Here is a 25,761-nt window from a genome sequence, read left to right as displayed (position 1 = left end):
TCTACTGATAGTCCGGATTACGGGCGGATTTCGATCATCGTGCCGTCCGGCACCAGGTTCCAGACTTCACGCATGTCCATGTTGCGCATGGCAATGCAGCCGTCGGTCCAGTCCAGGGTGTGGAACAGGTCTTCAGGGGTGTCTTCAGTGTCTGGAGTTCCGTGGATCATGATCATGCCACCCGGTGCGACGCCTTCGCGTCGAGCGCGCGCAGAGTCGCTGATGTTCGGGTAGGAGATGTGCATCGCCAGGTTGAAGTTGTCGCTGGTCTTGCGCCAATCCACCCAGTAGAAGCCTTCCGGGGTGCGTTTGTCGCCCTCCATCAGCTTCGGCCCCTTGGGGCGTTTACCCAGGGAAATGCGATAGGTCTTGAGCGGCTGGCCGTCATTGATCAATTGCAATTGGTGGGTGGACTTGATGACCAGAATTTTATCGATGGCTTTGCCGTTCAGGGTTCCCGCGGCAGAAGCCTGGGATACCGTGACGAACGACAAGCAAAACAGGGCAAGCAACCAGCGCATTGAAACGATATCCCTAGGAGGTGTCGGCTATTTTTAGTTATAGGTGTTTTTTAAGTATTGGCAGGCTGAGCGAGCGGCGGGATCGACTCGGAACGCACGGGGTAGACCTCGGTCCGTCGGTCAGCGAAGAAGCATTCTAGGGTACGGCCCACTGTGCGGAAAGCCAGCTCGGACCAAGGGATGTCGGCTTCATCGAAAAGCTGCACCTCCAGGCTCTCCGGACCGGCAGAAAAGTCCAGGTCCGCCAGCTCTGCGCGAAAGAATACATGCACCTGGCTGATGTGGGGTACGTCGATCAGCGTATAGATCTTCAGGTTGCGCACCCGCGCACAGGCTTCTTCGGCTGTTTCGCGAATAGCCGCCTGCTCGATGGTTTCACCGTTTTCCATGAAGCCGGCTGGAAGGGTCCAGTAACCGAGTCGTGGCTCGATGGCACGTCGACACAGCAACACTTTCGAGCCCCAGGTCGCGACACAGCCAGCGACGATATTGGGGTTCTGGTAGTGAATCACCTGACAGCTGTCGCAGACAAATCGCAGGCGCGAATCGCCTTCGGGAATGCGCTGGGTCACCGGGTTGCCGCACTGACTGCAAAATTTCATGCTTGGGTTCCTGAATGCTGCGCCTATCTTGGCGTGCGGCGGTGTCTGTCGGCAAGTTGTCGTTTAGCGACATGCAATGGTTATGGGCTTGGGCGCTCGGTTCGATTGGTGCATGATGCAAAGTAGCGAATAAATCGAGAAGTCTCATGCTGGACGAGCTACTGCATCGAGTTAGTAACCACACCCCTCGCACACTGGAAACCGACAAGCGTTTCCCGGAAGCTGCGGTACTGGTGCCCATCACTCGCAGTGATGAGCCGGAACTGGTTCTGACCCTGCGCGCCAGCGGGCTCTCGACCCATGGTGGCGAAGTGGCCTTTCCCGGTGGTCGTCGCGATCCCGAGGACCCCGACCTGATTTTCACCGCGCTACGTGAGGCCGAAGAAGAAATTGGCTTGCCGCCGGGTCTGGTTGAAGTGATCGGCCCGCTTAGCCCGCTGATCTCCCTGCACGGTATCAAGGTCACACCCTATGTCGGGGTGATTCCGGATTTTGTCGAGTACCGGGCCAACGATGCCGAGATCGCCGCCGTCTTTAGCGTGCCGCTCGAGTTTTTCCGCAAGGACCCGCGCGAACACACCCATCGCATCGATTACCAGGGCCGTAGCTGGTACGTTCCGAGCTATCGGTATGGCGAATACAAAATCTGGGGCCTCACCGCGATTATGATCGTCGAGTTGATCAATCTGCTCTATGACGCGAAAATCAGCCTGCATCAACCGCCCAAGAGTTTTATCAACACCTGAAGCCATCGTTCGTATGGCGTGAACCGTGCTGTGCATAAGCCTGCCTGGCCTTGAGGACAACAAGATGAAGTATCGCCTGGGCGACGCCCGCGTCGAAACCCACCCGCAGAGCTGGGTCGCACCCAATGCCGTACTGGTGGGCAAGGTCAAACTGGAAGAGGGTGCCAATGTCTGGTTCAACGCCGTACTGCGCGGCGACAACGAACTGATCCTGATCGGCAAGAACAGCAACGTCCAGGACGGCACCGTGATGCACACCGACATGGGCTTCCCGCTGACCATCGGCACCGGCGTGACCATCGGCCACAATGCCATGCTTCACGGTTGCACCGTGGGCGACTACAGCTTGATCGGTATTAATGCCGTGATTCTCAACGGCGCGAAAATCGGCAAAAACTGCATCATTGGCGCCAATTCGCTGATCGGCGAAGGCAAGGAAATCCCGGACGGTTCGCTGGTCATGGGCTCGCCGGGCAAAGTGGTGCGTGAGCTGACCGAGCCGCAGAAGAAGATGCTGGAGGCCAGCGCCGCTCACTATGTGCATAACTCGCAACGCTATGCCCGTGATCTGGTCGAGCAGGAAGAATGAGCGCCACTGAACGACCGGTGCTATCGCCCTGCGTGAACATTTGCGCGTTGGACGAGGATGATATTTGCACCGGGTGCCAGCGCACGGTGGAAGAGATTACCCGCTGGAGCCGGATGACCAACGACGAGCGCCGCGCGGTGTTGGGGTTGTGTCATGAACGGGCCAAGTCCAGCGGGCTGGTCTGGATGATCGGTAAAACCCCGGACCTGTAGCAGCTGCCGGAGGCTGCGTCCGGCTGCGTAGCAGTCGTAGATCCTGAACGTGAGGTTTGCCTGAATGACTCAATGGCCTGATTTTACGACTGCTTCGCAACCGGACGCAGGCTGCGCCAGCTGCTACAGGTTCGTGTTCGGGTTTGGTTGTTGGGCAGGGCTGAAGTAATCTGTTCGCCAAATTGACAGGTATCCCCACGCCCCATGCTCTTCCTGATCGCTTACATCAGCAGCGTCGTGCTGATCAACTACGCCTTCTCCACCGCTCCGCACCTGGACATCATCTGGTCGGCCTGGGGTGGTCTGGTGTTCGTGTTGCGCGACATGGTGCAGACCCGTTTCGGTCACGGCGCCATCGCCGCGATGCTGGCGGCGCTGGTCCTGTCCTATGTCACCTCCGATCCGTCCATTGCCTTGGCCAGCGCCACGGCGTTTGCCGTGTCCGAGTGCATCGACTGGCTGGTGTTCAGCATCACCAAGCGCCCGCTGCACGACCGCCTGTGGATAAGTTCGGCGCTGAGCATTCCCCTCGATACCTTCATCTTCTTTGGCATGATCGACGCGTTCACCCCGGCCGTGATCCTCACGGCCATGGGCTCGAAGTTCGCGGGCGTGACCGCCGTGTGGCTGATCATGGCCTGGCGCTTGCGCAAACAGGCCGTCGTCAGCTGAAGCCAAACCCTCAGGTTCATGTAAAATGCCGCGCTTTCTCCCCATGGGAAGCGCGTGGCGCATCCCTCGATGATCCGCTTCTTGAGGACCTGAGATGACCCGTATCGGAACTCCATTGTCGCCAACCGCGACCCGCGTATTGCTGTGTGGCTGTGGTGAGTTGGGCAAGGAAGTGGTGATCGAGCTGCAACGCCTGGGCGTTGAAGTGATTGCCGTGGATCGCTACGCCAATGCACCCGCCATGCAAGTCGCCCATCGCAGCCATGTGATCAACATGCTCGACGGCGCCGCCCTGCGTGCAGTGATCGAAGCCGAGAAGCCGCACTTCATCGTGCCGGAAATCGAAGCCATCGCCACGGCCACCCTGGTCGAACTGGAAGCCGAAGGCTTCACCGTGATCCCGACTGCTCGCGCTGCACAGCTGACCATGAACCGCGAGGGTATCCGTCGCCTGGCCGCCGAAGAGCTCGACCTGCCGACCTCGCCGTACCACTTCGCCGATACCTTCGAGGACTACAGCAAAGCGGTCGAAGACCTCGGTTTCCCTTGTGTAGTCAAACCGGTCATGAGCTCGTCGGGTAAAGGCCAGAGCCTGCTGCGCAGTGCCGATGACGTGAAGACCGCTTGGGATTACGCGCAAGAAGGCGGTCGTGCCGGCAAAGGTCGGGTGATCATCGAAGGGTTCATCGACTTCGACTACGAAATTACCCTGCTGACCGTGCGTCATGTGGGCGGCACCACGTTCTGCGCGCCAGTCGGTCACCGTCAGGAGAAAGGCGACTATCAGGAATCCTGGCAGCCACAAGCCATGAGCCCGGTTGCCCTGGCTGAGTCCGAGCGTGTTGCCAAAGCCGTGACTGAAGCGTTGGGCGGTCGTGGAATTTTCGGCGTCGAGTTGTTCATCAAAGGCGATCAGGTGTGGTTCAGTGAAGTGTCGCCGCGTCCGCATGACACGGGCCTCGTCACCTTGATTTCCCAGGACCTGTCGCAGTTCGCGCTGCACGCACGGGCAATTCTGGGCCTGCCGGTCCCATTGATCCGTCAGTTCGGTCCTTCGGCTTCTGCGGTGATTCTGGTGGAAGGGCAGTCGACCCAGACCGCTTTCGCTAACCTGGGTGCTGCGTTGAGCGAGCCGGACACGGCGTTGCGTTTGTTTGGCAAACCAGAAGTGAACGGTCAGCGCCGGATGGGCGTGGCGTTGGCGCGTGATGAGTCGATTGATGCGGCTCGCGCCAAGGCGACCCGTGCTTCTCAGGCTGTTGTTGTAGAGCTGTAAACTTCCTCTCTGATCGTTCCCACGCAAAGCGTGGGAACGATCTTCTATCAGGCCACCCGATTCAAATCGTTGTGACGCGTTTCCTTCAGGCACAGCACCGCAATCAAGCTCAGCACCGCCGCCCCCGACACATACCCGCCGACATAACTCAGTCCCCCCATCGCCACCAGTTTCTGTGCGAAGAACGGTGCCGCCGAGGCCCCGACGATCCCGCCCAGGTTGTACGCTGCCGATGCGCCGGTGTAGCGAACGTGAGTCGGAAACAGCTCAGGCAACAGCGCACCCATCGGCGCAAACGTCACGCCCATCAGAAACAGCTCGATGCACAGGAACAATGCCACGCCCCAGGTCGAACCGTGGGTCAGTAGCGGCTCCATCAAGAACCCCGACAGAATCGCCAGCACGCCGCCGATGATCAGCACTGGCTTGCGTCCATACCGGTCGCTGGCCCACGCCGACAGTGGGGTGGCTGCCGCCATGAACAGCACTGCGAAGCACAGCAAGGCGAGGAAGGTTTCACGGGTATAGCCGAGGGTCGACACGCCATAACTCAGCGAAAACACGGTCGAGATGTAGAACAGCGCGTAGCACACGACCATCGAGCCGGCACCCAACAGCATCGGCGCCCAGTATTGGCTGAGCAACTCGATCAGCGGGATCTTCACCCTTTCCTGGCGGGCCATGGCATTGGCGAACACCGGGGTTTCGTGGAGTTTGAGACGCACATACAGGCCGACCATGACCAGTGCGGCGCTGAGCAGGAACGGAATGCGCCAGCCCCACGAGCGGAATTGCTCGTCGTTCAGGGTCATGGCCAGTGTCAGGAACAGGCCGTTCGCCGCCAGAAAGCCAATCGAAGGGCCAAGCTGCGGAAACATGCCGAACCAGGCGCGTTTGCCCTTGGGGGCATTCTCGGTCGCCAGCAACGCCGCGCCCCCCCATTCGCCGCCCAGTCCCAGGCCTTGGCCGAAGCGCAGCACACAAAGCAGGATCGGCGCCCAGGCACCGATGCTGTCGTAGCCCGGCAACACGCCGATCAACGTGGTGCAGACGCCCATCAACAGCAGCGAGGCAACGAGTGTCGATTTTCGGCCGATACGGTCACCGAAGTGGCCGAACAGCGCTGAGCCCAGTGGTCGTGCAAGAAAGGCGATGCCGAAAGTTAGGAATGCCGACAGCATTTGCGCGGTGCCGGAGGTCTGCGGAAAGAACACCGGACCGATCACCAGTGCGGCCGCCGTGGCATAGACGTAGAAGTCGTAAAACTCGATGGCGGTACCGATGAAACTCGCGGTGGCCACGCGGGTGGCGGAGTTGGTCGGTTGTGCAGGTGTGGTTTGGGTGTAAGTCGTGCTGGTCGTCATGCGGTTATCCCTGACAGTCATGTGCCCCAGTGGAGCGAATTATTATGGTCGAACACCCAGGGATGTGGGCTTAACGCAGAGTGCGGGTAGCACTGGAGTAAGGCGGGGCTTGGGTAAGCGACTCGATTATAGGAAGGCTGCTAACGATCAAACAAGCGCAAATCCTTGTAGCTGCTGCCGAAGGCTGCGTCCGGCTACGCAGCAGTCGTAAACCCTGTACACGCGGACGCCCTGAAACACCGCATTGTCCGGTATTACGACTGCTGCGCAGCCGGACGCAGCCTTCGGCAGCTGCTACAGGGGTTGAGGCTAGAGGATTGCTGGCACTGAGCTGGTATGCCAGATCAGCACCCGCGTGACACGGTTATCTTCGGTTTCCAGAATCTCCAGGCGATAGCGTCCGATCTTCAGGCATACGGCGCTGTCCGGAATGGTCTCCAGGGCCTCGGTCACCAACCCGTTAAGGGTTTTTGGACCATCGCTGGGTAAATGCCAGCCCAGGCTCTTGTTCAGTTCGCGAATCGATGCCGCCCCTTCGATCACCAGGCGCCCGTCGGCCTGTGGATGAATGTGCGGATTCTTCAGGCTGTGTTGGCTTTCGAACTCGCCGACGATCTCTTCAAGAATGTCTTCCAGGGTCACGATACCGAGCACTTCGCCGTACTCGTCGACCACCATGCCCAAGCGTCGCTGCTGCTTGTGGAAATTCAGCAGCTGCAGCTGCAGCGGCGTGCTTTCCGGTACGAAATAAGGGTCGTGGCTGGCCGCCATCAGCGCATCCAGGGTCAAGCTTGCATCGCCTAGCAAGTGACGGATGTGCCGGGTGTTGAGGACGGCTTCGACCTGGTTGATATCGCTGTGGAATACCGGCAGGCGCGTGCGCTTGTTATGACGCAACTGCTCGATGATTTCTTCAATCGGGTCGTCGAGGTTGATGCCGTCGACGTCGCTGCGCGGCACCAGAATGTCGTTGACCGTGATGTTGTCCAGCGCGTGGATGCCGGACAGTGGATGCGGGCGGCAGACGCCGTGGTCCTGATCGTCATGGCGATCCGTGGGCATTTCGTCTTCGCTCTGCTGCACCACTTTGACTTTGCGGCCGAACGGTCGCATCAGCAACTGGCTGATGCCATTGAGCATCCAGGCGAGCGGGTAGATGATTTTCAGGGGCGCGCCGAGCAAGGTGTTGCCCAGGTTCAGCACGGCGTCCGGATAGCGAGTGGCGAGGGTGCGTGGCAGGTAGTCAGCGAATATCAGCAGCGCGGCGCCGGCGCCGATGCAGGCAGCCCACGGACCATTGGCCGACCAGGTGAAGATCGCCAGCAAGGTGCTGATGACCATGACCAGCGCGCGGCACAGGGTATTGCAGAAGATCAGGCTGTTGAGTGGAAAGCTCAGCTTCGCCACCGGTTTGTCGCTCGAGCGCGATGCGGTCCGCTGGGCCAGCAAATGCTGGTGTGCCACTTCGATAGCGGTAAACAGCCCCGACCATAAAATCAGCAGGGCCAATACCGCGAGCATCGGCCCTATGGGCAAGTCGTCCATTAATGCCGCTCGTCAGATATGCAGGATGTATTCACGAACCAGCTTGCTGCCGAAATACGCCAGCATCAGCAGGCAGAAACCGGCGAGGGTCCAGCGAATCGCCTTGTGGCCGCGCCAACCGAGGCGGTTACGGCCCCACAGCAGCACGCTGAAGACAACCCAGGCCAGGCACGCCAGCAAGGTTTTATGCACCAGGTGCTGGGCGAACAGGTTGTCGACAAACAACCAGCCGGAGATCAACGACAACGATAGCAGGGTCCAGCCAGCCCACAGGAAGCCGAACAGCAGGCTTTCCATGGTTTGCAGCGGCGGGAAGTTCTTGATCAGCCCTGACGGATGTTTGTGCTTGAGCTGATGGTCCTGAACCAGCAGCAACAACGACTGGAACACCGCAATGGTAAACATGCCGTAAGCGAGGATCGACAAGAGAATATGGGCGAGGATGCCCGGTTCTTCGTCGATGACCTGTACGGTGCCGGCCGGGGCGAGCTGCGCCAGCAACACGGTCGCGGCCCCCAGCGGGAAGAGCAATATAAGCAGGTTTTCCACCGGGATCCGTGAGCAGGCCAGCAGGGTCAGTGCGATGACCGCTGCGGCAATCAGGCTGGCGGCGCTGAAAAAATCCAGGCCCAGGCCGATCGGCGTCAGCAGATGGGTGAACAGGCTGGCGCTGTGAGCCAGGACGGCCAGCACGCCGAGCGTGACCAGCAGGCGCTTGTTCGCCTTGGCGCCGGTGGCCAGACGAGAGCCCTGATAAAGAGTCGCAGCGGCATATAAGCAGGCGGCGGCGAGGGTAGTAAGCAAACTGGGTGACAAGGGGAGCATAAATCCTGTTAGGCAGGCCCGAAAGGCGCTGAGTTTGGCATAGAACCCCCGCGGCACGAAAGTGCGAGGTGTCCGCCAGACGCAGTCTTCGCTATAATCCGCGACCTGCCCACGCCGCAGGCTCGCCGAGCACATGTTTATTCCGGTCTGGGCCGCCATTATCCCGGTCTACACAGGGCCTGAAAGGATCGCGCAATGTTTGAAAACTTAACCGACCGTCTCTCGCAGACGCTGCGCCATGTCACCGGCAAGGCCAAGCTGACCGAAGACAACATCAAAGACACCCTGCGTGAAGTGCGCATGGCGTTGCTCGAAGCTGACGTCGCCTTGCCCGTGGTCAAAGACTTCGTCAACTCGGTCAAGGAACGCGCTGTCGGCACCGAGGTGTCGCGCAGCCTGACGCCGGGCCAGGCCTTTGTGAAGATCGTCCAGGCCGAGCTCGAAAGCCTGATGGGCGCGGCCAACGAAGACCTGAACCTGAGCGCCGTTCCACCCGCCGTGATCCTGATGGCCGGCTTGCAGGGCGCGGGTAAAACCACCACCGCCGGCAAACTTGCGCGCTTCCTCAAGGAGCGCAAGAAGAAGTCGGTCATGGTCGTGTCCGCGGACGTTTACCGTCCGGCGGCGATCAAGCAGCTGGAAATGCTCGCGGGTGAAGTCGGCGTTACCTTCTTCCCGTCCGACCTGAGCCAGAAGCCGGTCGACATCGCGCAAGCGGCTATAAAAGAAGCAAAGCTTAAGTTCATTGATGTGGTCATCGTCGATACCGCCGGTCGCCTGCACATCGACGAAGAGATGATGGGCGAGATCAAGGCGCTGCACGCCGCGATCAACCCGGTTGAAACCCTGTTCGTGGTTGACGCCATGACCGGCCAGGATGCCGCCAACACGGCCAAGGCCTTCGGCGATGCGCTGCCGCTGACCGGTGTGATCCTGACCAAGGTCGACGGCGATGCCCGTGGCGGTGCCGCCCTGTCGGTTCGCGCCATCACCGGCAAGCCGATCAAGTTCATCGGTATGGGCGAGAAGAGCGAAGCGCTCGATCCGTTCCACCCTGAGCGTATTGCTTCACGCATCCTCGGCATGGGCGACGTGCTCAGCCTGATCGAACAGGCCGAAGCGACCCTCGACAAGGACAAGGCCGACAAACTGGCCAAGAAACTGAAGAAGGGCAAGGGCTTCGACCTCGAAGACTTCCGCGATCAGTTGCAACAAATGAAGAACATGGGCGGCCTCGGCGGGCTCATGGACAAGCTGCCGAACATGGGCGGCGTGAATCTGGCGCAGATGGGCAACGCCCAGGGTGCGGCAGAGAAGCAATTCAAGCAGATGGAAGCCATCATCAACTCCATGACCCCGGCCGAGCGCCGCGACCCTGAGATGATCAGTGGTTCGCGCAAACGCCGGATCGCCATGGGTTCCGGCACTCAGGTGCAGGACATCGGTCGCTTGATCAAGCAGCACAAGCAGATGCAGAAGATGATGAAGAAATTCTCCGCGAAAGGCGGAATGGCCAAAATGATGCGCGGCATGGGCGGTATGTTGCCCGGCGGCGGCATGCCAAAGATGTAAAGAATCCGCGCCGGTCATCGCACCGGCGCAGACCCGCAAGGATGCGGGATCTCCAGCAAACCCGCACTTGGCGGGAGCTGACCGGCCGTTTTCAACGACGGCTCTATAGCAAATCTGGATGGCGTCCGATAGGCCGCCGGAAAAAGTCATTTGCAAAAGTCCGGATATTCCTTAGAATATGCGGCCTTTCGGGCACCTATGCCCGCTGTGCCTTTAGATTTGCAGCACCGACTACAGGAACGATGTTCACATGCTAACAATCCGTCTTGCCCTTGGCGGCTCCAAAAAGCGCCCGTTTTACCACTTGACCGTAACCGACAGCCGCAACCCGCGCGACGGTTCGCACAAGGAACAGGTTGGTTTCTTCAACCCTGTTGCTCGTGGTCAAGAAGTCCGTCTGTCCGTGAACCAAGAGCGCGTAGCCTACTGGCTGAGCGTTGGTGCACAACCTTCTGAGCGTGTTGCTCAGTTGTTGAAGGAATCTGCTAAGGCTGCGGCCTGAGCAATATGAACGCGACGCCAGCTGTTGCCGATGATTTGATCGTTATTGGCAAAATTTATTCTGTTCATGGCGTTCGCGGCGAAGTGAAGGTGTACTCCTTTACTGATCCAATTAAAAACCTGCTGGAATACAAAACCTGGACGCTCAAGCGTGACGGTAATGTAAAGCAGGTAGAGCTGGTCAGCGGACGCGGGAATGACAAATTCCTGGTCGCAAAGCTCAAGGATCTCGATGATCGCGAAGAAGCTCGTCTTCTGGCCGGTTATGAGATCTGCGTGCCGCGCAACCTGTTCCCTGAACTGACCGACGGCGAGTACTACTGGTACCAGCTGGAAGGTCTCAAGGTTATCGACACACTCGGGCAATTGTTCGGGAAGATCGATCACCTGTTAGAGACTGGCTCGAACGATGTCATGGTGGTCAAGCCTTGCGCTGGCAGCCTGGATGATCGCGAACGTCTGTTGCCCTATACGGAGCAATGCGTGTTGGCTGTCGACCTGGCCGCAGGCGAGATGAAGGTGGATTGGGACGCGGATTTCTAAGCGTGGCTAACTTGCGCGTAGAAGTGATCAGTTTGTTTCCCGAGATGTTCTCCGCCATCAGCGAGTACGGCATCACCAGTCGGGCGGTGAAACAGGGGCTGTTGCAGCTCACCTGTTGGAACCCGCGAGACTACACGACGGATCGACATCACACTGTGGATGATCGCCCATTTGGCGGTGGTCCGGGCATGGTGATGAAGATCAAGCCCCTGGAAGATGCACTGGTTCAGGCCAAGGCAGCAGCCGGGGAGGCGGCGAAGGTAATTTACCTGTCCCCCCAAGGCCGTCAACTGACTCAGTCGGCGGTGCGCGAGTTGGCGAATCTGGATGCATTGATCCTGATTGCCGGCCGCTATGAAGGCATTGACGAGCGTTTTATTGAAGCTCATGTCGATGAAGAGTGGTCGATTGGCGACTATGTACTGTCTGGCGGCGAGCTGCCGGCGATGGTCCTGATCGATGCGGTTACACGACTGCTGCCTGGAGCTTTAGGGCATGCGGACTCCGCCGAGGAAGATTCCTTTACGGATGGTTTGCTGGATTGCCCGCACTACACCCGACCGGAGGTGTATGCGGATCAGCGTGTTCCCGACGTATTGCTAAGTGGCAATCACGCGCACATCCGGCGTTGGCGTTTACAGCAGTCCCTTGGTAGGACCTTTGAACGACGAGCCGATCTTCTGGAAAGCCGCTCGCTTTCTGGAGAAGAGAAGAAGCTGCTCGAGGAATACATCCGCGAGCGGGACGATAGTTAACAACGTATCGATGGTAAATCCGTTGATTTACCTTAGGAGCACAGCATGACTAACAAAATCATCCTTGCACTCGAAGCAGAGCAGATGACCAAAGAAATCCCTACCTTTGCCCCGGGCGACACCATTGTCGTTCAGGTGAAAGTGAAGGAAGGCGACCGTGCACGTCTGCAAGCGTTCGAAGGCGTTGTAATCGCCAAGCGTAACCGCGGCGTAAACAGTGCATTCACCGTTCGTAAAATCTCCAACGGTGTTGGCGTAGAGCGTACTTTCCAGACCTACAGCCCGCAAATCGACAGCATGGCCGTTAAACGTCGCGGTGACGTACGTAAAGCCAAGCTGTACTACCTGCGTGACCTGTCCGGTAAAGCAGCTCGCATCAAGGAAAAACTGGCTTAAGTCCAGCTTCCGATGCAAAAAAAAGCAGCCTGCGGGCTGCTTTTTTGTTGCCTGCGATTTCTCAGGCGCAGACGGTGTCTGGCTGAATCAGCGCGAGCAGCGTCCACCCCGCCGAAGGTTGCAGCGAACTGCCAGGCGTCACCACATGCACCCATCCGCTGGCATCGCGGATGAACAACAACGTTGCCCGATCCCCGTGCAGCTCCCGGTAGTCTTCCAAATCAAATTCTTCTGTCAGATGCGTGCTGTAGAGCTCGGCGCCCTGGCTGAGCAGACTGGCCAATTTGCCGTAGGTCATTCCCTCGCTGCCGAGCAAGCGCCCACGATGCTTGCGGCTCGCCCGATGCTTGTCGGTGCGGCGGCTGTCCTGGCCGCTGGCTACGCCGAACATGCGCTGATGACCAAAGTCATGACGAAAGCGCATGGTCGCCACCGTGTTCAATTCGCCCGAAGGTGACAGGGTCAGCAAATGCCCCAGGCCAACCAGATCCAGATGAGCATCGGCATGCTGTGATGCCGGATTGCCGAAGTAGGTGGGCAGACCGTCCATTCGCGCCGCCCGAATGTTCTCCCAACTTGAATCCGTCAGCAGTACTCGACTGCCCAGTTGTTGCAAGGCTTTGCCCACGGTTCGCGCCGGGCCGTTGGCGCCGACGATGAGGAAGCCGCTGGGCGCTGGTTCAGCGACTTTCAATAACCGGGCTAACGGTCGAGCCGTGGCACTTTGCAGTACCACCGTGCCGATGATCACAGCAAACGTCAGCGGCACCAGCAGCAAGGCACCTTCATGGCCGGCTTCATCCAGACGAATCGCGAAAATCGCCGAGACCGCCGCCGCCACAATCCCTCTCGGTGCGATCCAGGCCAGCAGCGCGCGTTCACGCCAGCTCAGGCTTGAACCCGCCGTGGAAAGCATCACGTTCAATGGCCGGGCAATCAACTGAATGATCAGCAGCAGAATCAGCACCAGCGGCCCCAGTGCAATCAAGGCGTTCAAGTCCAGCCGCGCGGCCAGCAGAATGAATAGCCCGGAGATCAGCAGCACACTGAGGTTCTCCTTGAAGTGCAGGATGTCGCGCACATCCACGCCCTTCATGTTGGCCAGCCACATCCCCATCAACGTCACCGCCAGCAATCCGGATTCGTTCATGACTTCATTGGCCGCAATGAAAATCCCCAACACCGCCGCGAGCGCTGCCAGGTTGTGCAGGTATTCGGGCAGCCATTGGCGTCGGATGATCGTGCCGAGCACCCAGCCCCCGGCGATCCCGCATAAGCTGCCGCACACAATCACGCCACCGAAAGTCAGCAGGCTTTGGCTCCAGCCATCACCCGAGGCGCGGGCGATGATAAAGCTGTAAACCACCACGGCGAGCAGGGCTCCGATTGGATCGATGACAATGCCTTCCCAGCGCAGGATGTTGGCAATCGAGGCTTTCGGCCGCACGACGCGCAGCATTGGCACGATGACCATGGGGCCGGTGACCAGCGTCAAGCTGCCGAACAGAATGGCGAGCAACCAGTCGAACCCCAGTAGCCAATGGGTCGCGACGGCAATGACCACCCAGGTCGAGAGCGCGCCGATGGTGACCAGTCGATGCACCACGCTGCCAATCTCGCGCCATTCTGAAAGGTGCAGGGTCAGGCTGCCTTCAAACAGGATCAGTGCCACCGCCAGCGATACCAGCGGCATCAGCAATGGTCCGAACATTTCCAGCGGGTCGAGCAGACCCAGAACCGGCCCGACCAGAATCCCGGTCAACAATAGAAACAGAATCGCCGGTAACTTGAGGCGCCAGGCCAACCATTGGCAGCCCAACGCTGCCGCACCGATACCGCCAAAAACCAACAGAATCTGCTGTTCGCTCATTGAAGCTCCTGTTCCTTGAAGTGGCGGGCTATGAAAGACTAGCGGCCATTTTTACAGTTCACCTTTTTTTCGCGCGCAGTCCCGAGACTGTGTGCCTAGAGCGCCCATGCCTGCTATCGATCATCCGCTGATAGACCAGTTTCTCGACGCCCTGTGGCTGGAGAAAGGTCTTTCCGACAATACCCGCGATGCTTATCGCAGCGACCTGGCCCTGTTCAACGGTTGGCTGCAGGAGAAGGATCTGGAGCTGATCAACGCCGGTCGTGAGCTGATCCTCGATCATCTGGCCTGGCGCTTGGAGCAGAACTACAAACCCCGTTCCACTGCGCGATTTCTCTCGGGTGTGCGTGGCTTTTATCGCTATCTGCTGCGGGAAAAGTTGATCGCTGTCGATCCGACCTTGCGCGTCGACATGCCTCAATTGGGCAGGCCTTTGCCTAAATCCCTGTCGGAAGCCGACGTTGAAGCCTTGCTCAAGGCGCCGGACTTGAGCGAAGCGATCGGCCAGCGTGACCGCGCCATGCTCGAAGTGCTGTATGCCTGTGGCTTGCGGGTGACCGAGTTGATCAGCCTGACCCTGGAGCAAGTCAACTTGCGTCAAGGCGTGTTGCGGGTGATGGGCAAGGGCAGCAAGGAACGATTGGTGCCGATGGGGGAGGAAGCGATTGTCTGGGTTGAGCGCTACATGCGCGATGCCCGTGGCGAACTGCTCGGCGGGCGCCCCAGTGATGTGCTGTTCCCGAGTCTGCGCGGCGAGCAAATGACCCGCCAGACCTTCTGGCACCGCATCAAGCACCAGGCCAAGGTCGCCGGGATCGGCAAGTCGCTGTCGCCGCACACGTTGCGCCATGCTTTCGCCACGCACCTGCTCAACCATGGTGCCGACTTGCGGGTGGTGCAAATGCTGCTCGGCCACAGCGATTTGTCCACCACCCAGATCTACACTCATGTAGCCCGGGCGCGCTTGCAAGACCTGCACGCCAAACATCACCCGCGTGGCTAACACAGGACCGTGTAGCAGCTGGCGAAGCCTGCGTTCGACTGCGCAGCAGCCGTAAACCCTGAGCCCGCGGTTTAACTGATACACCTCAGTGTCTGATTTAACGACTGCTGCGCAGTCGAACGCAGGCTTCGCCAGCTGCTACATAAAAGCGTCGTGCACGGTGAGTGAGATGACTTACGACAGGCGCATTCGGCCACACGGACCTTATGTGGTAGGCTTTGCCGGTTTGCACGATGGGCGTTTATGACCCGGTGTTTCGGCACGGGCGTTCTGATCGTCCCATTTGTCCGCCTTCAGGAGTTCTCATGCGTCTGACCCAGATTTTCGCCGCCGCCGCCATTGCGTTGGTCAGCACCTTTGCCGTCGCCGATGACGCGGCCGACAAAGCCATTCGTAAAAGCCTGGAAAACCTCCAGCTCGACGTGCCCGTCGAAACCATTACGGCCAGCCCGTTGCCAGGGATGTACGAAGTCAAACTCAAGGGCAGCCGTGTGCTGTATGCCAGCGCCGACGGCCAGTATGTCGTTCAGGGCTACCTGTTCCAGCTCAAGGATGGCAAACCGGTCAACCTGACCGAGAAGACCGAGCGCCTGGGTATTTCCAAACTGGTCAACGACATTCCTGTGGCTGACACCGTGGTCTACCCGGCCATTGGCGAAACCAAGTCGCACATCACCGTATTTACCGACACCACCTGCCCGTACTGCCACAAGCTGCACGCCGAAGTGCCTGAGCTGAACAAGCGCGGCATTGAAGTGCGCTACGTTGCGTTCCCGCGCCAGGGCCTGGGTTCGCCGGGTGACGAACAGCTGCAAGCGGTCTGGTGCTCCAAGGACAAGAAAGCGGCCATGGACAAAATGGTCGATGGCAAGGAAATCAAGGCCGCCAAGTGCGATAACCCGGTTTCCAAGCAGTTCGCCCTCGGTCAGTCGATCGGCGTGAACGGTACACCGGCCATCGTTTTGGCCGACGGTCAGGTCATTCCGGGCTACCAGCCGGCGCCACAAGTCGCCAAACTGGCACTGGGCGCGAAGTAAATTCGCATCGTCACGGTCAGCCATTGACGATCATGGTCCGGCAGCCACATCGCCGGGCCATTAATAGAGAACCGCGAGCACGCGGTTGTTTTCACGGCCGACCTTGCGTCGGCCGTTTTATGGGGAGTTCACAGTGAAACCGGTCAAAGTAGGCATCTGTGGGTTAGGAACCGTCGGTGGCGGTACCTTCAACGTACTTCAGCGCAACGCCGAGGAAATTGCTCGTCGTGCCGGGCGTGGAATCGAAGTGGCACAAATTGCCATGCGCACGCCAAAGCCTCAGTTCCAGACGACCGGTATTGCGATTACCAACGATGTCTTCGAAGTGGCCACGAACCCTGAGATCGACATCGTTATAGAGCTGATGGGCGGCTATACCGTTGCCCGCGAGCTGGTACTCAAGGCCATCGAGAATGGCAAGCATGTGGTCACCGCGAACAAGGCATTGATTGCCGTTCACGGTAATGAAATTTTTGCCAAGGCACGTGAGAAAGGCGTGATCGTGGCGTTCGAAGCGGCGGTGGCCGGTGGCATTCCGGTGATCAAGGCGATCCGTGAAGGCCTGTCCGCCAACCGTATCAACTGGGTCGCCGGGATCATCAATGGCACCGGCAACTTCATCCTCACCGAAATGCGCGAGAAGGGTCGCACCTTCGAAGACGTGCTGGCCGAGGCGCAAGCCCTGGGTTACGCCGAAGCTGACCCGACGTTCGACGTTGAAGGCATCGACGCAGCCCACAAGCTGACGATCCTGGCGTCCATCGCGTTCGGTATCCCGCTGCAGTTCGACAAGGCTTACACCGAAGGCATCACCAAGCTGACCACTGCTGACGTGAACTATGCCGAAGCGCTGGGCTACCGCATCAAGCACCTGGGCGTTGCACGCAGCACCGCCAGCGGTATCGAACTGCGCGTACACCCGACGCTGATCCCGGCTGATCGCCTGATCGCCAACGTCAACGGCGTGATGAACGCGGTCATGGTCAACGGCGACGCTGCCGGTTCGACCTTGTTCTACGGTGCTGGCGCCGGCATGGAGCCAACGGCTTCGTCCGTGATCGCTGACCTGGTGGACGTGGTTCGCGCCATGACGTCCGACCCGGAAAACCGTGTGCCGCACCTGGCCTTCCAGCCGGACTCGCTGTCGGCTCACCCGATCCTGCCGATCGAAGCCTGCGAAAGCGCCTACTACCTGCGCATTCAGGCCAAGGACCATCCGGGCGTGTTGGCCCAGGTGGCGAGCATCCTGTCGGAGCGCGGCATCAACATCGAGTCGATCATGCAGAAGGAGGCCGAGGAACACGACGGCCTGGTGCCGATGATCCTGCTGACCCATCGCGTGCTGGAGCAGCACATCAACGATGCGATCGCCGCTCTCGAAGCCCTGGCGGGCGTCGTCGGTCCGGTTGTACGGATCCGCGTCGAGCACCTGAACTAAGCCGATATCGTTGACCGGGCTCGCTTGCGGGCCCGGCACTACGAACACTGTCCATTGGAGTCAGTCATGCGTTACATCAGTACCCGCGGCCAGGCACCGGCCCTGAATTTCGAAGACGTCCTGCTGGCAGGTCTTGCCACCGACGGCGGTCTGTACGTCCCGGAAAACCTGCCACGTTTCACCCAGGAAGAAATCGCCTCCTGGGCCGGCCTGCCGTATCACGAGCTGGCTTTCCGCGTCATGCGCCCGTTCGTTACCGGCAGCATTCCCGACGCCGATTTCAAAAAGATCCTTGAAGAAACCTACGGCGTGTTCTCGCACAACGCCGTGGCACCGTTGCGTCAGCTGAACGGCAATGAATGGGTGTTGGAACTGTTCCACGGCCCGACCCTGGCCTTCAAGGATTTCGCCCTGCAACTGCTCGGTCGTTTGCTCGACTACGTGCTGGAAAAGCGCGGTGAGCGCGTGGTGATTGTCGGCGCTACTTCCGGCGACACCGGTTCGGCCGCCATCGAAGGCTGCAAGCACTGCGAAAACGTCGACATCTTCATCCTGCACCCGCATAACCGCGTGTCGGAAGTGCAGCGTCGCCAGATGACCACGATCTTCGGCGAGAACATCCACAACATCGCCATCGAAGGCAACTTCGATGACTGCCAGGAAATGGTCAAGGCCAGCTTCGCCGACCAGAGCTTCCTCAAAGGCACGCGTCTGGTGGCGGTGAACTCGATCAACTGGGCGCGGATCATGGCCCAGATCGTTTACTACTTCCACGCAGCGCTGCAGCTGGGTGGCCCGGCGCGTTCGGTATCGTTCTCGGTGCCGACCGGCAACTTCGGCGACATCTTCGCCGGTTACCTGGCGCGCAACATGGGCCTGCCGATCAACCAGTTGATCGTCGCTACCAACCGCAACGACATCCTGCACCGCTTCATGAGCGGTAATCAGTACGTCAAGGAAACCCTGCACGCCACGCTGTCGCCGTCGATGGACATCATGGTGTCGTCGAACTTCGAACGCCTGCTGTTTGACCTGCACGGTCGCAACGGTGCAGCCATTGCCGGCCTGATGGACAGCTTCAAACAGGGTGGCGGTTTCAGCGTTGAAGAGGAGCGCTGGACCGAAGCCCGCAAGCTGTTTGATTCGCTGGCTGTGGATGATGCACAAACCTGCGAAACCATCGCCGAAGTGTACGAGCAGACCGGCGAATTGCTGGACCCGCACACGGCCATCGGCGTGAAAGCTGCGCGCGAGTGCCGTCGTAGCCTGGATATTCCAATGGTGATTCTGGGGACGGCCCATCCGGTCAAATTCCCGGACGCGGTGGAGAAGGCTGGCGTAGGAAAAGCGCTTGAGCTCCCTGCACATCTTTCTGATTTGTTTGAGCGAGATGAGCGTTGCACCGTGTTGCCGAACGACCTGAAAGCTGTACAGGCCTTTGTCAGTCAGCATGGCAACCGTGGTAAACCCTTGTAAGCGCTAAAAGCTGTCACATTTTGAAGCCCGTCTCCTGACGGGCTTTCTCGTTTCTGCATGCCACACTTGTCCCACTTCGTTAATGAAGAGCCGCCTATGACGGACAGACGAGTTGAACAGCAAGGAAGTGGTGATGCAGTTTTTCAAAGGATTAAAACCAGCCGTGTGCTGGATGTTTTTACTCATTGCCCTGGGTTTTGCTCAAGGGGCAACAGCAGCGCAATTGGCAGTGCCGCAGTCCGCGGAGCCTGCCGTCAGAGCGATGATCGAGCTCGATGCCCAAGAACGTGAATGGATTGCTGCACACCCTCGGGTGATTGTCGCTTCGGCGCAGTACCCGCTGTATCTGTTCAAGGATGAGCACGGTCAATGGAGCGGCTTGAACAACGATTTGCTCAACCGCATCAGCGCCATGACAGGCTTGCAATTTGTTCACGAAGAGACGTTTTCCACTGATCAGTTGATGGGGCGTCTGGAAAGTGGAGCCGCGGACATGACCACGACGCTGGCAATGAATGACGAGCGCAAGACGTTTATGGATTTCAGTCACTCGTTCGGGGGCGCTGGCTGGGTGCTGATCGGGCGCGCGGGGATGCCTGTCGTTGAGTCTCTGGATCAAATGGCAAAACGGGTGCTGGTGCTACCGGCCAGGCATGCGCTGGAGGCGACGATTCGTCGTGACCATCCGGCGATCGTGTTGCGCTCGGTGAAAACCTATGCCGAAGGCCGGGCGCTGGTCGAGAGCGGTGAGGCGTATGCCACCATCGAAAACGAAATCGGTGCGCATCTCTATCCCGCGGGACAGCTTAAGGTGTGGCATACCCTGGAGGGAAAGTGGGACCCCGATTACCTGGCGGTCCGCAAAGGCCAGGCGCAATTGTTGAGTATCCTCAACAAAGCGCTCGAAGCTTTTCCGCCTGCCGAGTTGCGCGCCATTCGCTTGAAATGGCTCGACGGTATCAGCCCGGTGCACGCGCCCACTGTATGGCAGCGGCTAAGCCAGTGGGGTTGCTGGGGAGTGGTCTTCGTCAGTCTGTTTGGCTTGCTGTCGTTGCTGTGGAGTCGTCGCTTCACGGTGTTGATCAAGAAACGGCTGGAAGCGGAGAAAAGCCTCGGCGACCAGCTCGCCTTTCAGCACGCCTTGATGGATGCCATGCCCGATCCGATGTTTGTGCGTGATCTGGAAGGGCGTTTGATCATGTGCAACAAAAGTTACGAGGAGAGCCTGGCGACCCGTTTCGAGCAGATTCAGGGCCGACAGTTGATTGAACTGGATGTCTTGCCCAAAGCGACTGCTGAACGTTTGCATGCCGAGTTCATCAGCCAGTTGAGTACGCGCAAGGCGCGGTTCAGCGAGCGTCAATTGCAGTTCAAGAACGGTATCAGGGATATCTACCAGTGGACGGTGCCGTTCTATAGCGCCGATGGCCAATTGCGTGGTTTGTTGGGCGGCTGGACGGACAGGGGGCGGAGCCGCGACGGGTGATGCGCTTGTTTTTTCCCTGTCATCTTTGCCGTGCATGCTCTAACAACCAGAGGCGCCGACGCGCGTGTACCTGGAATCCAGAACTTTCTACTCGGGCCAGTGGTCACTAATGGTGAGCACGCCCCAGGCACTTTGTTTTCGGACTATTGAGTGGTGATCGAGATGGAAAGTATCAGTCTGTTGCTCGGTGAAGCGCTGAGCCCGTATCAGGTCACGCTGTCCCCGTCGGGTGCCCATGGCGAATGCCTGGTAACACTGAAAAATGCGACCGGCGTCATTGTCGTCGAACGGGCCTTCAATCAGGCTCAGTTGACCGACAAACGTCTGCTGACCGACGTCGTCGACGGCTTGCACCGCGACGTGCTCATTGCCGAAGGACGGCTGGAGCCTTGCGTTATCGCGGCATTGCGCAATGCCGCTCAGGACAAAATGCTGGCTAGCCGAAATTGAAGTGACATCTGTGGGAACCTTCCTGCGCACAGATCAGTCAGACCCTACAGCAGCAGGATCAAGCATTGTGCTCCGGTGCTTGTCGCTTGCTGTTACGGGTCTTTATGTAGGCCACGTTTAACCCCGAGTTGTCTCCCCACTGCTCGGGGTTTCTTTTTGCCTGCGATTTGTCACTGCCCGGCCTGATGCTCGAAAAAGGCCCGGGTCTCTTCCAGATAGGCGCCGCGACTTTCCGGATCGAGCCAGGCCGCATAGGCCTCGCTCAAATGATCGCGCGGCATTTTGCGCAGCAACTGGTTGATCTCGACGATGGCCTGCCGACCCTTGGGAGTGTCGGTGCAACCGATGTAGCCGGAGAGGTATTTGCCGGTGCCGCGAATCGGATAAAACTGCAATTCATCTTCCGCTATCCCTTGCTGTTGGGCCTGATAGCGGATTTCCGGGCGGTAACCCAACAACAGTCGCAAGCGCCCCAGGCGTTGCATTTGCAACAGACTGCCCAAGGCGTCGTTTCCGTAGTGCAACGTCAACGCACCGGGCGGTGCTTGTTTGAGCAATGCATCGAGGTATTCGCCGTAGTTGCGCTCGGCAATAATCCCCAGCTTCTCGCGACCACTGGCCAGCAGGGCCGCCAGGTCTACTTCACCGTCCCGAATAAAGGGCTCCAGCACCGGTTGATCTATCCGTCTGACCGCCAAACCATTGCTCATGGCCCGAAAAACCGGGAGGGAAAATGCGATCCAGCTTTCACGCTCCTTGCTCCAGTTCAACGCCGCATCGCAGGTCAGGGACGGCTCGTGGAGCATTTGCAGGCCGCGAGCGCGATTGACCCGCATGACGGTGTGTTCGTATTGCGGCATGCCGGCGATCAATAGAGGCAACAGCTGATCGATGACGCCTTGACCTTTTTTCGGTCCTTCGAAAATGGTCAGGGGCGGTAGATCTCGCATCAACCAGACCAGGGTTTCCCTGGGTTGTGCCATCGCCGATGAGACCAGGCCGCCGAGCAGAAATATCAACAGCAACGCGCCTGTCACCCGCGCGTCGGACGACGTGCTAGGTCTAAAGGGCAACGCAAGCAGGCGCCTCAGCTTAGATAGCTCCGTCTTTGCGCAGTTGTGCGATCTGCGTCGCGTCATAGCCAAGTTCCTGGAGTACCTGTGCGTTGTGCTCGCCCAGTTGCGGCCCAACCCATTGCGAAGTGCCGGGTGTCTCTGAGAGTTTCGGCACGATTCCCGGCATCTTGAAATCTTTGCCGTCCGGAAGCTTGGCCTGCAGGAACATTTCCCGGGCCAGGTACTGCGGATCGCTGAACATGTCTTCGGCACTGAAGATCCGGCTGGCCGGAACGTCGGCCTGATTCAGCTGTTCGATAACCGTGTCCAGCGGCAGTGAGTTGACCCAGCGATCGATCACGCCATAAATTTCGTCGCGACGGCTGTCACGCCCGTCATTGCTGGCCAGCACCGGGTCATTGGCCAGGTCTTCGCGGCCGATGATCAGCATGAACCGTTTAAAAATCGCATCGCCGTTGGCGCCGATCTGCACATGTTTGCCGTCGGCGCTGGTGTGGATCGAGGAGGGCGTGATGCCCGGCATGATGTTGCCGGTGCGTTCGCGAATGAAACCAAACACATCGAACTCCGGCACCATGCTTTCCATCATGGCAAAGATCGCTTCGTACAGCGCCACGTCGACCACTTGGCCGAGACCGCCGTTCACTTCGCGATGACGCAGGGCCATCAGTGCGCCGATCACGCCCCAGAGCGCCGCGATCGAGTCGCCGATGGAAATCCCGGTGCGTACCGGTGGTCGGTCTTCGAAACCGGTGATATAGCGCAAACCGCCCATGGATTCGCCAACCGCGCCAAAACCTGGCTGGTCTTTCATCGGCCCGGTCTGACCGAAGCCGGAGAGACGCACCATCACCAGTTTCGGGTTCAGCGCGTGCAAGGTCTCCCAGCCGAGGCCCAGTTTTTCCAGCACGCCAGGGCGGAAATTCTCGATCAGGATGTCGGCTTCGCCCAGCAACTTTTTCAGAATCGCCAAGCCGTCAGGGTGTTTCAGGTTGAGGGTCAGGGATTTTTTGTTGCGTGCCTGAACGAACCACCACAGCGAAGTGCCTTCGTACAGTTTTCGCCATTTGCGCAACGGATCGCCGCCGTCGGGGGATTCGATCTTGATCACTTCAGCGCCAAACTCGCCGCAAATGCGTGAGGCAAACGGCCCGGCGATCAGCGTACCCAATTCAATGACTTTCAAACCTGAGAGCGGTTTTCCTGTAAGCGGCATGCGGGATCCTGTAGGGCAAAGGCTGAGCGGATACAGCGTTTTAACATAGCCGAACGTCAGACGACCAAGGTTCATCGCCTTCAATTCGTTGATTGCCTACAGCATCGGTTAGACTTGCCGCCTTTCCTCGTATCAAGAAGCCCGTTCATGGCCCAGCCGTCCACGACCTACAAGTTTGAACTGAACCTCACCGACCTCGACCGCAGCGTTTACCAGACTGTGAAGCAGACCATCGCCCGTCACCCTTCGGAAACCGAAGAGCGCATGACCGTGCGGCTGCTGGCCTACGCCTTCTGGTACAACGAGCAGCTGTCATTTGGTCGTGGTCTGTCAGACGTGGATGAACCCGCTCTGTGGGAAAAGAGCCTGGACGACCGTGTCCTGCACTGGATCGAAGTCGGTCAGCCAGATGCCGATCGCCTGACCTGGTGCTCGCGTCGCACCGAACGCACCAGCCTGCTGGCCTACGGCAGCCTGCGTGTCTGGGAAACCAAAGTGATCCCGGCGATCAAAACCCTGAAAAACGTCAACATCGCCGCCGTGCCGCAGGAAGTCCTGGAAACCCTGGCCAAGGACATGCCACGCGTTATCAAGTGGGACGTGATGATCAGCGAAGGGACGATTTTCGTGACCGACGACCGTGGTCAGCACGAAGTCCAGTTGCAATGGCTGCAAGGTGAGCGCGGCTGATCCTGCGCCGACACCCGATTAATCCCACGTATTCAAGAGAAGCCTCCGTCACCCCATGCGTATCGATCCTCGCCAACTGCCTGCCACTCTGCCATTTCTCGGTGATCTGCCACCGCTGCTGACCCGCCTGTACGCAGCGCGGGGCGTGCTCACCGAGGCTGAACTGGACAAGAGCCTGGCGCGGCTGATTCCGTTCCAGCAGCTCAAAGGCATCGATGCCGCCGTGGATTTGCTGGTGACGGCGCTGGAGCAGCGGCAGCGGATTCTGATCGTCGGCGACTTCGACGCCGATGGCGCGACCGCCAGCACCGTGGGCGTGTTGGGATTGCGCCTGCTGGGCGCCGCTCATGTCGACTACCTGGTGCCGAACCGTTTTGAGTATGGCTACGGCCTGACACCGGAAATCGTCGAAGTGGCGTTGACCCGTTCGCCACAGCTGCTGATTACCGTGGACAACGGGATCTCCAGCGTCGAAGGTGTCGCGGCGGCGAAGCAGCATGGCCTGAACGTGCTGGTTACCGATCACCACTTACCGGGCGATGAACTGCCGCTGGCCGATGCCATCGTCAACCCGAACCAGCCAGGGTGCGAGTTTCCGAGCAAGGCGCTGGCCGGCGTCGGGGTGATTTTTTATGTGCTGATGGCTCTTCGCGCCCGTCTGCGCAGCCTCGGGTGGTACGAGAGCCGCCCGCAGCCAAACATCGGTGAACTGCTCGACCTGGTGGCGCTGGGCAGCGTTGCCGACGTGGTGCCGCTGGATGCCAACAACCGGATTCTGGTGCACCAGGGCCTGGAGCGAATTCGCGCCGGACGTGCCCGGCCGGGAATCAAGGCCATCCTGGAAGTGGCCAAGCGCGAACCTGCACGCATCACCTCCACGGATTTGGGCTTCATTGTCGGCCCGCGCCTGAACGCGGCAGGGCGGCTGGACGACATGAGCCTGGGTATCGAATGCCTGCTCACCGAAGACGCGGGAATGGCGCGGGAAATGGCCGTCCAGCTGGATGGCATGAACCAGGACCGCAAATCCATCGAGCAGGGCATGCAGCGTGAAGCGCTGGCGCAACTGAAGGATTTGCCGGTCGAGTCGATGCCGTTCGGCTTATGCCTGTTCGACCCCGAATGGCACCAAGGGGTCATCGGGATCCTCGCTTCGCGTATGAAAGAGCGCTATTTCCGTCCGACGATCGCCTTTGCCGATGCGGGCGATGGTTTGCTCAAGGGCTCGGGGCGTTCGGTTCAGGGCTTCCACATTCGCGACGCGTTGAGCGTGGTGGCAGCGCAGCATCCGAACCTGATCAGCAAATACGGCGGTCATGCCATGGCGGCTGGCCTGACGCTGCCGGAAGCGAATTTTCCGCTGTTCGCCGAGGCCTTTGACGCCGAAGTGCGGCGACAATTGCGTGAAGAAGACCTGACCGGGCGCCTGCTGTCGGACGGCACGCTGGCGGTCGAAGAGTTTCACCTCGAGCTGGCGCGTGCCCTGCGACATGCCGGTCCTTGGGGGCAGCACTTCCCGGAGCCGTTGTTCCATGGCGTGTTCCAATTGGTCGAGCAGCGCGTGGTCGGCGAACGTCACCTCAAAGTGGTACTGAAAAGCGAATGCGGTTCGGTCAAACTCGACGGTATCGCCTTCGGCGTCGACCGCGATATTTGGCCGAACCCGACCATCAAGTGGGTGGAATTGGCCTACAAGCTCGACCTCAACGAGTTCCGTGGCAACGAAACCGTTCAGTTGATGATTGTCCACATCGAACCGCGTTGACTCCATCGCGGGCTTGCCCGCGATAGCAAACTTTCTGACCCCCAATTCATCTGAACCCTCCCTCATCCCCCGATGTCGACTAGGCTCTAATCACTGCTTGATTATCCTTGTGACGTCTTGTCGAATTTTTTGCCC

26 protein-coding genes are annotated in these 25,761 nt (G+C 59.2%); 18 read left to right on the top strand and 8 right to left on the bottom strand.

Features of this window, described 5'->3' with window-relative positions:
• Positions 1-17 precede the first annotated feature (17 nt).
• Positions 18-521 carry a L,D-transpeptidase family protein gene (locus C7534_RS13480; protein WP_046029007.1) on the bottom strand — a complete coding sequence of 168 codons (504 nt, stop codon included), beginning with the start codon at positions 519-521 and terminating at the stop codon, positions 18-20.
• 50 nt (positions 522-571) lie between these two features.
• Entirely contained in the window at positions 572-1,123 is a 552-nt protein-coding gene (locus C7534_RS13475; RefSeq protein WP_109786043.1) for an NUDIX hydrolase, read from the bottom strand.
• A gap of 146 nt (positions 1,124-1,269) precedes the next feature.
• On the opposite strand from C7534_RS13475, the gene C7534_RS13470 reads away from it, so the two are divergent.
• The 5 genes from C7534_RS13470 to purT all read left to right on the top strand — a co-directional run bounded on the left by C7534_RS13470 (position 1,270) and on the right by purT (position 4,618).
• On the top strand, positions 1,270-1,869 hold the full coding sequence (locus tag C7534_RS13470; protein WP_007944856.1) for a CoA pyrophosphatase: 600 nt from the start codon (positions 1,270-1,272) through the stop codon (positions 1,867-1,869).
• Positions 1,870-1,933: 64 nt separating this feature from the next.
• Positions 1,934-2,458 carry a gamma carbonic anhydrase family protein gene (locus tag C7534_RS13465; protein WP_034154816.1) on the top strand — a complete coding sequence of 175 codons (525 nt, stop codon included), beginning with the start codon at positions 1,934-1,936 and terminating at the stop codon, positions 2,456-2,458.
• Positions 2,455-2,670: a DUF1289 domain-containing protein gene (locus C7534_RS13460; protein WP_077430820.1), complete on the top strand. Its 216-nt coding sequence runs from the start codon at positions 2,455-2,457 to the stop codon at positions 2,668-2,670. The genes C7534_RS13465 and C7534_RS13460 overlap by 4 nt, the downstream gene beginning before the upstream one ends.
• 204 nt (positions 2,671-2,874) lie before the next feature.
• Positions 2,875-3,342, top strand: a complete 468-nt coding sequence (locus C7534_RS13455; RefSeq protein ID WP_008151608.1) for a VUT family protein — start codon at positions 2,875-2,877, stop codon at positions 3,340-3,342.
• Between the two features lie 94 nt (positions 3,343-3,436).
• Positions 3,437-4,618 carry a formate-dependent phosphoribosylglycinamide formyltransferase gene (gene purT / locus C7534_RS13450; protein ID WP_109786042.1) on the top strand — a complete coding sequence of 394 codons (1,182 nt, stop codon included), beginning with the start codon at positions 3,437-3,439 and terminating at the stop codon, positions 4,616-4,618.
• 47 nt (positions 4,619-4,665) lie between these two features.
• Here purT and C7534_RS13445 read toward each other — a convergent pair whose 3' ends face one another.
• The 3 genes from C7534_RS13445 to C7534_RS13435 form a co-directional block, all read right to left on the bottom strand.
• The gene (locus C7534_RS13445; protein WP_046029023.1) at positions 4,666-5,982 is read right to left on the bottom strand and encodes an MFS transporter; all 1,317 of its coding nucleotides are present in this window, start codon (positions 5,980-5,982) and stop codon (positions 4,666-4,668) included.
• 309 nt (positions 5,983-6,291) lie between these two features.
• Positions 6,292-7,527, bottom strand: coding sequence for a transporter associated domain-containing protein (locus tag C7534_RS13440; RefSeq protein ID WP_109786041.1), 1,236 nt, complete (start codon positions 7,525-7,527; stop codon positions 6,292-6,294).
• Positions 7,528-7,539: 12 nt separating this feature from the next.
• Positions 7,540-8,352 carry a cytochrome C assembly family protein gene (locus C7534_RS13435; RefSeq protein WP_046029026.1) on the bottom strand — a complete coding sequence of 271 codons (813 nt, stop codon included), beginning with the start codon at positions 8,350-8,352 and terminating at the stop codon, positions 7,540-7,542.
• Positions 8,353-8,547: 195 nt separating this feature from the next.
• Between C7534_RS13435 and ffh the strand changes: the two genes are divergently transcribed.
• The 5 genes from ffh to rplS all read left to right on the top strand — a co-directional run bounded on the left by ffh (position 8,548) and on the right by rplS (position 12,119).
• A complete protein-coding gene (ffh, locus tag C7534_RS13430) occupies positions 8,548-9,924 on the top strand; it encodes a signal recognition particle protein (protein WP_034149000.1) in 1,377 nt (458 codons plus the stop codon).
• 250 nt (positions 9,925-10,174) lie between these two features.
• Complete coding sequence (gene rpsP, locus C7534_RS13425) at positions 10,175-10,426, top strand: 30S ribosomal protein S16 (protein WP_003198088.1); 252 nt, start codon at positions 10,175-10,177, stop codon at positions 10,424-10,426.
• Positions 10,427-10,431: 5 nt separating this feature from the next.
• Positions 10,432-10,968, top strand: a complete 537-nt coding sequence (gene rimM, locus C7534_RS13420) for a ribosome maturation factor RimM (protein ID WP_109786040.1) — start codon at positions 10,432-10,434, stop codon at positions 10,966-10,968.
• A gap of 2 nt (positions 10,969-10,970) precedes the next feature.
• The gene (gene trmD / locus C7534_RS13415; protein ID WP_010463006.1) at positions 10,971-11,723 is read left to right on the top strand and encodes a tRNA (guanosine(37)-N1)-methyltransferase TrmD; all 753 of its coding nucleotides are present in this window, start codon (positions 10,971-10,973) and stop codon (positions 11,721-11,723) included.
• A 45-nt stretch (positions 11,724-11,768) separates the two neighbouring features.
• Positions 11,769-12,119, top strand: coding sequence for a 50S ribosomal protein L19 (rplS, locus tag C7534_RS13410; protein WP_030139558.1), 351 nt, complete (start codon positions 11,769-11,771; stop codon positions 12,117-12,119).
• 61 nt (positions 12,120-12,180) lie between these two features.
• Here rplS and C7534_RS13405 read toward each other — a convergent pair whose 3' ends face one another.
• Positions 12,181-13,989, bottom strand: coding sequence for a cation:proton antiporter (locus C7534_RS13405; RefSeq protein WP_109786039.1), 1,809 nt, complete (start codon positions 13,987-13,989; stop codon positions 12,181-12,183).
• 106 nt (positions 13,990-14,095) lie between these two features.
• Between C7534_RS13405 and xerD the strand changes: the two genes are divergently transcribed.
• The 6 genes from xerD (at position 14,096) to C7534_RS13375 (ending at position 20,879) form a co-directional block, all read left to right on the top strand.
• Entirely contained in the window at positions 14,096-14,992 is an 897-nt protein-coding gene (gene xerD, locus C7534_RS13400; RefSeq protein WP_046029039.1) for a site-specific tyrosine recombinase XerD, read from the top strand.
• A gap of 305 nt (positions 14,993-15,297) precedes the next feature.
• Positions 15,298-16,029, top strand: coding sequence for a bifunctional protein-disulfide isomerase/oxidoreductase DsbC (dsbC, locus tag C7534_RS13395; RefSeq protein WP_109786038.1), 732 nt, complete (start codon positions 15,298-15,300; stop codon positions 16,027-16,029).
• Between the two features lie 133 nt (positions 16,030-16,162).
• On the top strand, positions 16,163-17,467 hold the full coding sequence (locus C7534_RS13390) for a homoserine dehydrogenase (protein ID WP_046029043.1): 1,305 nt from the start codon (positions 16,163-16,165) through the stop codon (positions 17,465-17,467).
• 66 nt (positions 17,468-17,533) lie between these two features.
• Positions 17,534-18,943 carry a threonine synthase gene (gene thrC / locus C7534_RS13385; RefSeq protein WP_077430817.1) on the top strand — a complete coding sequence of 470 codons (1,410 nt, stop codon included), beginning with the start codon at positions 17,534-17,536 and terminating at the stop codon, positions 18,941-18,943.
• A gap of 133 nt (positions 18,944-19,076) precedes the next feature.
• Entirely contained in the window at positions 19,077-20,429 is a 1,353-nt protein-coding gene (locus tag C7534_RS13380; protein ID WP_109786037.1) for a transporter substrate-binding domain-containing protein, read from the top strand.
• Between the two features lie 162 nt (positions 20,430-20,591).
• Positions 20,592-20,879: a DUF3509 domain-containing protein gene (locus C7534_RS13375; protein ID WP_109786036.1), complete on the top strand. Its 288-nt coding sequence runs from the start codon at positions 20,592-20,594 to the stop codon at positions 20,877-20,879.
• A 170-nt stretch (positions 20,880-21,049) separates the two neighbouring features.
• Here C7534_RS13375 and C7534_RS13370 read toward each other — a convergent pair whose 3' ends face one another.
• Together C7534_RS13370 and C7534_RS13365 are read right to left on the bottom strand one after the other, a co-directional pair.
• Positions 21,050-21,862 carry a TIGR02285 family protein gene (locus C7534_RS13370; protein WP_442963205.1) on the bottom strand — a complete coding sequence of 271 codons (813 nt, stop codon included), beginning with the start codon at positions 21,860-21,862 and terminating at the stop codon, positions 21,050-21,052.
• Positions 21,863-21,971: 109 nt separating this feature from the next.
• Positions 21,972-23,171, bottom strand: a complete 1,200-nt coding sequence (locus C7534_RS13365; protein ID WP_046029052.1) for a CaiB/BaiF CoA transferase family protein — start codon at positions 23,169-23,171, stop codon at positions 21,972-21,974.
• 147 nt (positions 23,172-23,318) lie between these two features.
• Here C7534_RS13365 and C7534_RS13360 point away from each other — a divergent pair, with 147 nt between their 5' ends.
• Both C7534_RS13360 and recJ read left to right on the top strand, forming a co-directional pair.
• The gene (locus tag C7534_RS13360; protein WP_046029054.1) at positions 23,319-23,861 is read left to right on the top strand and encodes a YaeQ family protein; all 543 of its coding nucleotides are present in this window, start codon (positions 23,319-23,321) and stop codon (positions 23,859-23,861) included.
• A 55-nt stretch (positions 23,862-23,916) separates the two neighbouring features.
• Positions 23,917-25,626, top strand: a complete 1,710-nt coding sequence (recJ, locus tag C7534_RS13355; protein ID WP_046029056.1) for a single-stranded-DNA-specific exonuclease RecJ — start codon at positions 23,917-23,919, stop codon at positions 25,624-25,626.
• The last annotated feature ends 135 nt before the right edge of the window (positions 25,627-25,761 follow it).

This window comes from Pseudomonas sp. OV226 (assembly GCF_003148705.1).
Taxonomy (GTDB): domain Bacteria; phylum Pseudomonadota; class Gammaproteobacteria; order Pseudomonadales; family Pseudomonadaceae; genus Aquipseudomonas.
The sequence above is the reverse complement of the archived record's forward strand: the minus strand, read 5'-3'. Positions and strand labels throughout refer to the sequence as shown.

Bases quoted from the DNA above. Each gene is read 5' to 3' on its own strand.
- C7534_RS13480 (WP_046029007.1), bottom strand. From the start codon at position 521: ATGCGCTGGTTGCTTGCCCTGTTTTGCTTGTCGTTCGTCACGGTATCC.
- C7534_RS13475 (WP_109786043.1), bottom strand. From the start codon at position 1,123: ATGAAATTTTGCAGTCAGTGCGGCAACCCGGTGACCCAGCGCATTCCC.
- C7534_RS13470 (WP_007944856.1), top strand. From the start codon at position 1,270: ATGCTGGACGAGCTACTGCATCGAGTTAGTAACCACACCCCTCGCACA.
- C7534_RS13465 (WP_034154816.1), top strand. From the start codon at position 1,934: ATGAAGTATCGCCTGGGCGACGCCCGCGTCGAAACCCACCCGCAGAGC.
- C7534_RS13460 (WP_077430820.1), top strand. From the start codon at position 2,455: ATGAGCGCCACTGAACGACCGGTGCTATCGCCCTGCGTGAACATTTGC.
- C7534_RS13455 (WP_008151608.1), top strand. From the start codon at position 2,875: ATGCTCTTCCTGATCGCTTACATCAGCAGCGTCGTGCTGATCAACTAC.
- purT (WP_109786042.1), top strand. From the start codon at position 3,437: ATGACCCGTATCGGAACTCCATTGTCGCCAACCGCGACCCGCGTATTG.
- C7534_RS13445 (WP_046029023.1), bottom strand. From the start codon at position 5,982: ATGACGACCAGCACGACTTACACCCAAACCACACCTGCACAACCGACC.
- C7534_RS13440 (WP_109786041.1), bottom strand. From the start codon at position 7,527: ATGGACGACTTGCCCATAGGGCCGATGCTCGCGGTATTGGCCCTGCTG.
- C7534_RS13435 (WP_046029026.1), bottom strand. From the start codon at position 8,352: ATGCTCCCCTTGTCACCCAGTTTGCTTACTACCCTCGCCGCCGCCTGC.
- ffh (WP_034149000.1), top strand. From the start codon at position 8,548: ATGTTTGAAAACTTAACCGACCGTCTCTCGCAGACGCTGCGCCATGTC.
- rpsP (WP_003198088.1), top strand. From the start codon at position 10,175: ATGCTAACAATCCGTCTTGCCCTTGGCGGCTCCAAAAAGCGCCCGTTT.
- rimM (WP_109786040.1), top strand. From the start codon at position 10,432: ATGAACGCGACGCCAGCTGTTGCCGATGATTTGATCGTTATTGGCAAA.
- rplS (WP_030139558.1), top strand. From the start codon at position 11,769: ATGACTAACAAAATCATCCTTGCACTCGAAGCAGAGCAGATGACCAAA.
- C7534_RS13405 (WP_109786039.1), bottom strand. From the start codon at position 13,989: ATGAGCGAACAGCAGATTCTGTTGGTTTTTGGCGGTATCGGTGCGGCA.
- xerD (WP_046029039.1), top strand. From the start codon at position 14,096: ATGCCTGCTATCGATCATCCGCTGATAGACCAGTTTCTCGACGCCCTG.
- dsbC (WP_109786038.1), top strand. From the start codon at position 15,298: ATGCGTCTGACCCAGATTTTCGCCGCCGCCGCCATTGCGTTGGTCAGC.
- thrC (WP_077430817.1), top strand. From the start codon at position 17,534: ATGCGTTACATCAGTACCCGCGGCCAGGCACCGGCCCTGAATTTCGAA.
- C7534_RS13380 (WP_109786037.1), top strand. From the start codon at position 19,077: ATGCAGTTTTTCAAAGGATTAAAACCAGCCGTGTGCTGGATGTTTTTA.
- C7534_RS13375 (WP_109786036.1), top strand. From the start codon at position 20,592: ATGGAAAGTATCAGTCTGTTGCTCGGTGAAGCGCTGAGCCCGTATCAG.
- C7534_RS13370 (WP_442963205.1), bottom strand. From the start codon at position 21,862: ATGGCACAACCCAGGGAAACCCTGGTCTGGTTGATGCGAGATCTACCG.
- C7534_RS13365 (WP_046029052.1), bottom strand. From the start codon at position 23,171: ATGCCGCTTACAGGAAAACCGCTCTCAGGTTTGAAAGTCATTGAATTG.
- C7534_RS13360 (WP_046029054.1), top strand. From the start codon at position 23,319: ATGGCCCAGCCGTCCACGACCTACAAGTTTGAACTGAACCTCACCGAC.
- recJ (WP_046029056.1), top strand. From the start codon at position 23,917: ATGCGTATCGATCCTCGCCAACTGCCTGCCACTCTGCCATTTCTCGGT.